The sequence below is a fragment of the Tahibacter caeni genome, from assembly GCF_024609805.1.
GTDB classification, from domain to species: Bacteria; Pseudomonadota; Gammaproteobacteria; order Xanthomonadales; family Rhodanobacteraceae; genus Tahibacter; species Tahibacter caeni.
In genome coordinates this window covers 1-6,053 of the sequence record NZ_JANFVR010000293.1, presented here as the reverse complement: position 1 = coordinate 6,053, position 6,053 = coordinate 1, and the positions used below count along the sequence as shown (strand labels likewise).

Genomic DNA, 6,053 nt, shown 5'->3' with positions numbered 1-6,053 from the left:
CGACGCGCGCGCGGCGCTCGCGCGCGAAGCCGGCCTCGTGCTCAGCGGCGAACGCGGCAGCAACGGCCTGCTGCTCGGCGCCGACGTGAGCACGTTGACCCTGGATGGCGTGGCCTGGGTCGTGCTGTCGGCCTGCGACACCGGCCTCGGCGCGCGGCTCGGCGACGAAGGCGTGTTCGGCCTGCGCCGCGCGTTCCGTCTGGCCGGCGCGCGCACCGTGCTCATGAGCCTGTGGCCCGTCGACGACGCGGCGACGTCGGCCTGGATGGAAGCGCTGTATCGCGCGCGCCTGCAGCAATCGCAGGACACCGTCGCCGCCGTCGCCGCGGCCGACCTGGCCGTGCTCGAAGCCCGCCGCTCGCGCGGCGAATCCGTGCATCCGTTCTACTGGGCCGGGTTCGTGGCGGCGGGGGACTGGCGCTAGGTTCGGCGCCGGCATCGCGGTGCGAGCGGCTTCCGTTCGGAACGGCGGAACGCTGCTGGCGGTTTCCCGGAATCGTACCGTTCGAGTGGAGGCTTCACGGGAGCGCCGGCGTAATCTCCGAGAAACCGTTCCGCTCGTACAGATAACTGCGCCAGGTCGGGGTGTCGTCCGGCTTGTCGCCGAATACGACGAGAATTCTCTGTGAACTGGCGGCCAATGCCGCGTTGCCGCTGTCTTCGATCATCCCTGTGTAGCAGGCGAGTAGACGTTCCAGTCCCTGTCCGGCCCGGGCATAGGTGATCAGCACCTTGAGCGGCGCGTTGAACAGCAGCAGCTTGCTCATTTCCTCGCAGGATCGCGCGCCGTCGTTCTCGTGTTCGAGAATGACGGAAAAGGCTTTCGCATAGCCGGAGCCGGGCGCGAATCGCTTGGTGTCATACCCGGCGACGTAGACGCAATCGAGCGAGTAGTATTCCTGCGGATGCGGCAGCAGGCCGAGGCGCCTGCCGGTTTCCGGCAGCACCCCACGCTGCATGAGTGCGGTGAATGGCGTCACCGGCGGATTCCAGTGAGCCACTATGTCGGCTTCTCTTTCCTGCAGCACTTCCCGGAGCGCGGAATCGAAACGTTGCGGGTCCACGGCGCGCTGTCCTCAACGAGAAGGAAAGGAAAAAGCCGCCGCAGTGCCGTCGGGACGGCAAAGGCGGCGGCGCGGCGAAGCAACCGGGCCATCCGCGCGCCTCGCCGCGCCGGTCCGATCGAATGCCCGGCGACGATAGTCGACTTCTGCCTTTCGGCAGACTACGACTTGCACGAATGCGCCAGCCACAACTCCAGCGGCGCCGTGACGGACGAGGACTTGCCCGGCACGGCCCGCAGCGAAATCGGACATCCTCGCGCAGCGAAGAACGTCGTCGTCGCCTCGAGCAGCGCGTCGGCAGATGGCTGGCCCTCGGCGCGGAAATACTTGACGAGATTGTCATACTCGCCGGCGAGCCGTTCGGCCCCTGGCAGGGAATAGCCGCCGGTCTCCAGCGATGCGCGCAGATCGTTGATGAGTGAGCGCTTCAGATCGCCGCGAAACTGGATGTAGACGAGCCGATGCTTGACGATCTCCGGCTTGGCGGCCTGCGCCTTGGCAGTCAGTTCGGCCAAGGTATCGCGCAGCTCCTGGACCGACGCGCGGGCATCGACCTGTTCCTTGAGCGCGGCGTCGCGGAGCTTCATCGCGGTCTCGGCTTCCGCGGCGGCCTTCGATCGGGCCTGTTCGGTCGCCGCCAATTTTTCGGCGGCCTGTTCGGCCTTGAGCTTGGTCAGTTCGGCTCCGCTTTGCGCGATGACATAGCTGCCGCGGGCCGTGACGACACCGCCGACGCCGAGAATGATCGCGCCGAGGATCTTGAGGACCTCGGACCAGTAGGCGCCGCGGGTCTGGCGCGGAAGCGCCTCGGCTTCGCGTTCGAGCTTGGTTCTTTCCGCCCGCAGTTTTCCAGGCTGTCAAGGCGCAGAATTCCCCGGAACGACGGGGCTGCGGTGCGTTTCTTCCCGGTCGCCGCGCCGCCGAGCGGCCGGCACGTGCGGCGGGCGAGGCGCCAGGAAGGACGGACTGCGCGGCGGAGGGTAGTGCCGCGCAGTTCCTGCGTTGAATGGCGTTGAAAAATTTCAAACCCTCCGGCGGATCGGGCAGCGCTTCCGTGACGCTCCGTGGCATTGTTCTGCGTCGATCGCTCGAGCAGCCCGTCCCTCCCATGCCCGTCCGGCCCGCCGGGCGCTCGAGGCCGTCGGGAGGCGGCCGATCCGATCAACCCGTCGTCTCGATGCGTTCCACGCGCTGCAGCCCGCGCGGCAGCAGGCCGCCGCGGCCGGCGCGGTTGCCGCCGTATTCGACGAGGTCGGCCCAGCGCAGGGTCAGCTTGCGCGCGCCGGCGTAGAGCGTGACTTCGCCCTTGCCTTCGGCGACGACGCTGATGCCGGCGACGCGCTCGCCTTCGCCGAGCTTGGCCTTCGGAATCTCGATGAGCTTGTTGCCCTTGCCGCCGTTCTCCAGCTCGGGCAGCTCGGCCACCGAGAACATCAGCAGATGGCCGGCGTTCGTCACGACGACGATGCGGTCGCGCGCGGCGTCGGCGACGTAGGCCGGCGCGAGCACGCGCGCATTGTCGTCGATGTTGAGAATCTGCTTGCCGGCCTTCTTGTTGCCGACGAGGTTCGCGAAGCGCGTGACGAAGCCGTAGCCGAAGTCCGAGGCCAGCACGAGGCGCGTGTCGGCGTCGGCCATGGCCACGGCCTCGAAGCGCGCGCCGGCCGGCGGCGCGAAGCGGCCGGTCAGCGGCTCGCCGTTGCCGCGCGCCGACGGCAGGCTGTGCGCGGGCGTCGAGTAGCTGCGGCCCGTGGAGTCGACGAACGCGACCTGCTGCGTCGTGCGGCCGCGCGCGAAGGCCTGCAGCGCGTCGCCTTCGCGGTAGCTCAGGCCGGCCGGATCGACGTCGTGGCCCTTGGCCGCGCGTATCCAGCCCTTCTGCGACAGCACGACCGTGGTCGGCTCGCTCGCGACCAGCGCGGCCTCGTCGAGCGCCTGGGCGACCTGGCGCTCGACGATCGGCGAGCGGCGGTCGTCGCCGAATTTCTTCGCGTCTTCCTTGAGCTCGTCCTTGATCAGCGTCTTCAGGCGCTGCTTGGAATTGAGGATCACGTTGATGCGGGCGCGCTCCTCCTCGAGCTGGTCGCGCTCGGCGTTGATCTTCATTTCCTCCAGCCGCGCGAGCTGGCGCAGGCGCGTCTCGAGGATGTAGTCGGCCTGTTCCTCGCTCAGGCGGAAGCGCGCCATCAGCACCGGCTTGGGCTCTTCCTCGGTGCGGATGATGCGGATCACCTCGTCGAGGTTGAGATAGGCGACGCGCAGGCCTTCGAGCAGGTGCAGCCGGCGTTCGAGCTTGGCCAGGCGGTGGTTCAGGCGCCGCGTGACCGTGTCGCTGCGGAAGCGCAGCCACTCGTTGAGGATCTGCTTGAGATTCTTGACCTGCGGCCGTCCGTCGAGGCCGATGATGTTGAGGTTGACGCGGTAGCTCTTCTCCAGGTCCGTGGTCGCGAACAGGTGCTGCATCATCTCGTCGGCGTCGACGCGGTTGGAGCGCGGGATCAGCACGAGACGGATCGGGTTCTGGTGGTCGGACTCGTCGCGCAGGTCCTCGAGCATCGGCAGCTTCTTCGCGCGTATCTGCGCGGCGATCTGCTCGAGGATCTTGGACGGCGACACCTGGTAGGGCAGCGCGGTGATGACGACGTTGCCGTCTTCCTTGGCGTAGACGGCGCGCGCGCGCACGCTGCCGGTGCCGTTCTCGTACAGCGCCTGCAGCTCGGCCTTCGGCGTGATGATCTCGGCGCGCGTCGGGTAGTCGGGGCCCTGCACGTGTTCGCAGAGATCGCGCACGGTCGCGTCGGGATCCTCGAGCAGGCGGATGCAGGCGCTCGCGATCTCGCGCAGGTTGTGCGGCGGAATGTCGGTGGCCATGCCGACGGCGATGCCCATCGAGCCGTTCAGCAGCACGTGCGGCACGCGCGACGGCAGCCAGGACGGTTCTTCCTGGGAGCCGTCGTAGTTCGGCGAGAAATCCACCGTGCCCTGGCCGAGCTCCTCGAGCAGCAGCGCGGCGATCGGCGCGAGCTTGGCCTCGGTATAGCGCATCGCGGCGAAGGACTTGGGATCGTCGGGCGAACCGAAGTTGCCCTGGCCTTCGATCAGCGGATAGCGATAGGAGAACGGCTGCGTCATCAGCACCATCGCCTCGTAGCAGGCGCTGTCGCCGTGCGGATGGTATTTGCCGAGGACTTCGCCGATCGTCAGCGCGGACTTGCGCGGCTTGGCCGTCGAGGCGAGGCCGAGCTCGCTCATCGCGTAGACGATGCGGCGCTGCACCGGCTTGAGCCCGTCGCCGACGAAGGGCAGGGCGCGGTCGAGCACGACGTACATGGAATAATCCAGGTACGCGCGCTCGGCGTATTCCTTGAGCGGGATCTGTTCGAAATTGCTTTGCAGACTCATCGCGGCGCAAACCTCACGGAAACCGGAACGCGGCGCCGCCGGGGCGGACCGCCGGATCGGGCGGCCGGCGCGCGGAAGGCGGCGCAAAGACCGCTATTCTGCCGCAATCGGCCGCCGGCTTCGAATCGGGCCGGGCGCGGCCTCAGCCGCGCAGCAGGGCGCGCAGCAGCAGCCAGCCGGCCAGGGTCGCGACGATCGAGCCGGTTACGTGGACGGCGACGAGCGCGCCGGCCCAGCCGTAGTCGCCGCGCTCGACCAGGAATGCCGCCTCGCCGGAAAATGTGGAAAAAGTCGTCAGCCCGCCGAGAAAGCCCGTGCCGACGAACAGGCGCAGCTGCGGCGACGCGTCCGCGTGGGCCTCGAATACTGCGAGCAGCACGCCCATGAGCAGGCCGCCGGCGAGATTGGCCGCGAGCGTGCCCAGCGGCAGCCGCGCGAACAGGGGATTGAGCCAGACGCCGAGGCCCCAGCGCAGCCAGGCGCCGCAGGCCGCGCCGACGCCGACCGCCGTGACCGAAAGCCAGTTCATGTCCCGTGTCTCCGCAATGCCGATGCCGGGTTCTGCGCCAGCCCCGTGCCGGAGTCAAGTGGCCGCGACGGTCGGGCAGATCCGCGCGGCGGCGGCAAGCAGGACCATGGTCAGTGCGGTTTGCCGACGCAGCGCCGCGCGCCGCGTGCGCGCATGGTGCATCATGGCGCTCCTCCGCCGCCACGACCTGCGCGCGGCGTTCATCCGGGACTCTCCATGAATCAGCCCAATGACCTGACCCAGCCGCTCGGCGACGCCGAGGTCGAGACCCTGTCGCGTTTCCTCGACGACCGCGCCGTCGAACGCGACGGCATGAGCTTCGAGATGCTGGACGGCTATCTGACCGCCGTGCTGTCGGGTCCCGAGACCATCATGCCGTCGGAGTGGCTGCCGCTGGTCTGGAGCGGCGACGACGACGCGGACGAGGACGGCGACGAGGCCGCCGTGTTCGAGGACGAAGCCGAAGCCGGACGCATCCTCGACCTGGTCATGCGCCACTACAACCGCATCGCCGGCGTGCTGGCTCAGGGCGGCGCCGAATTCGAGCCGTGGATAGGCGAGTTCGAGCTCGAGGACGGCGAGATCGCCGCCTACGGCCAGGAATGGGCGTTGGGCTATCTGCGCGGCGTCAGCCTGCGCGAGGAGTCCTGGAACGAGTTGCTCGACGATCCCGACTGGGCCGACGACCTCGAGGCGCTGGACCTGCTCGCGCGCGGTCCCGACGACGAGGAGACCGGCGGCGAAGTGGCCACGCAGGAACAGCGCGACGCGCTGATCGACAGCATGGTTGGCTTCGCGCTCGACGCGCACGACTACTGGCTCGAGCAGCGCCTGAAGCCGGCGACCGTGCGGCGCGAACAGCCGAAGGTCGGCCGCAACGATCCCTGTCCCTGCGGCAGTGGCAAGAAGTTCAAGCAGTGTTGCGGGCAGGGCGGCTGAGCCTTCGCGCCGTCGGCGCGGCTTCGTCGTCGGCGCGCCGGCTGCCGTCGGCGCGGGCGGCGGCGAAGGAGGGCGCAGCGCCTGCCGGCCGCGGCACGGCAGGCGCGGGAACCGGCGCA

The 6,053-nt window shown here is 68.9% G+C and carries 5 protein-coding genes and 2 pseudogenes; 3 read left to right on the top strand and 4 right to left on the bottom strand.

The genetic code is table 11. The features are described 5' to 3' along the window. A partial coding sequence (locus tag NON22_RS19055) for a CHAT domain-containing protein (protein ID WP_257388547.1) occupies positions 1-424 on the top strand: 424 nt, incomplete at its 5' end. 94 nt (positions 425-518) lie between these two features. Here NON22_RS19055 and NON22_RS19050 read toward each other — a convergent pair. The 4 genes from NON22_RS19050 to crcB all read right to left on the bottom strand — a co-directional run bounded on the left by NON22_RS19050 (position 519) and on the right by crcB (position 4,995). Beyond that, positions 519-1,064, bottom strand: coding sequence for a hypothetical protein (locus tag NON22_RS19050; protein ID WP_257388546.1), 546 nt, complete (start codon positions 1,062-1,064; stop codon positions 519-521). A gap of 161 nt (positions 1,065-1,225) precedes the next feature. Next, complete coding sequence (locus NON22_RS19045) at positions 1,226-1,705, bottom strand: hypothetical protein (RefSeq protein WP_257388545.1); 480 nt, start codon at positions 1,703-1,705, stop codon at positions 1,226-1,228. A 520-nt stretch (positions 1,706-2,225) separates the two neighbouring features. Beyond that, positions 2,226-4,466 (bottom strand): DNA topoisomerase IV subunit A, encoded by a 2,241-nt coding sequence (parC, locus tag NON22_RS19040; RefSeq protein WP_257388544.1) that lies wholly within the window; start codon positions 4,464-4,466, stop codon positions 2,226-2,228. A 142-nt stretch (positions 4,467-4,608) separates the two neighbouring features. Continuing rightward, positions 4,609-4,995 carry a fluoride efflux transporter CrcB gene (gene crcB / locus NON22_RS19035; RefSeq protein WP_257388543.1) on the bottom strand — a complete coding sequence of 129 codons (387 nt, stop codon included), beginning with the start codon at positions 4,993-4,995 and terminating at the stop codon, positions 4,609-4,611. Positions 4,996-5,148: 153 nt separating this feature from the next. Here crcB and NON22_RS19030 point away from each other — a divergent pair. Both NON22_RS19030 and NON22_RS25030 read left to right on the top strand, forming a co-directional pair. After that, positions 5,149-5,802 (top strand): annotated as a pseudogene (locus NON22_RS19030) (UPF0149 family protein); the annotation flags it as partial. 45 nt (positions 5,803-5,847) lie between these two features. Then, positions 5,848-5,934, top strand: a pseudogene (locus tag NON22_RS25030) (SEC-C metal-binding domain-containing protein); the annotation flags it as partial. Positions 5,935-6,053 lie beyond the last annotated feature (119 nt).

Bases quoted from the DNA above. Each gene is read 5' to 3' on its own strand.
- parC (WP_257388544.1), bottom strand. From the start codon at position 4,466: ATGAGTCTGCAAAGCAATTTCGAACAGATCCCGCTCAAGGAATACGCC.
- crcB (WP_257388543.1), bottom strand. From the start codon at position 4,995: ATGAACTGGCTTTCGGTCACGGCGGTCGGCGTCGGCGCGGCCTGCGGC.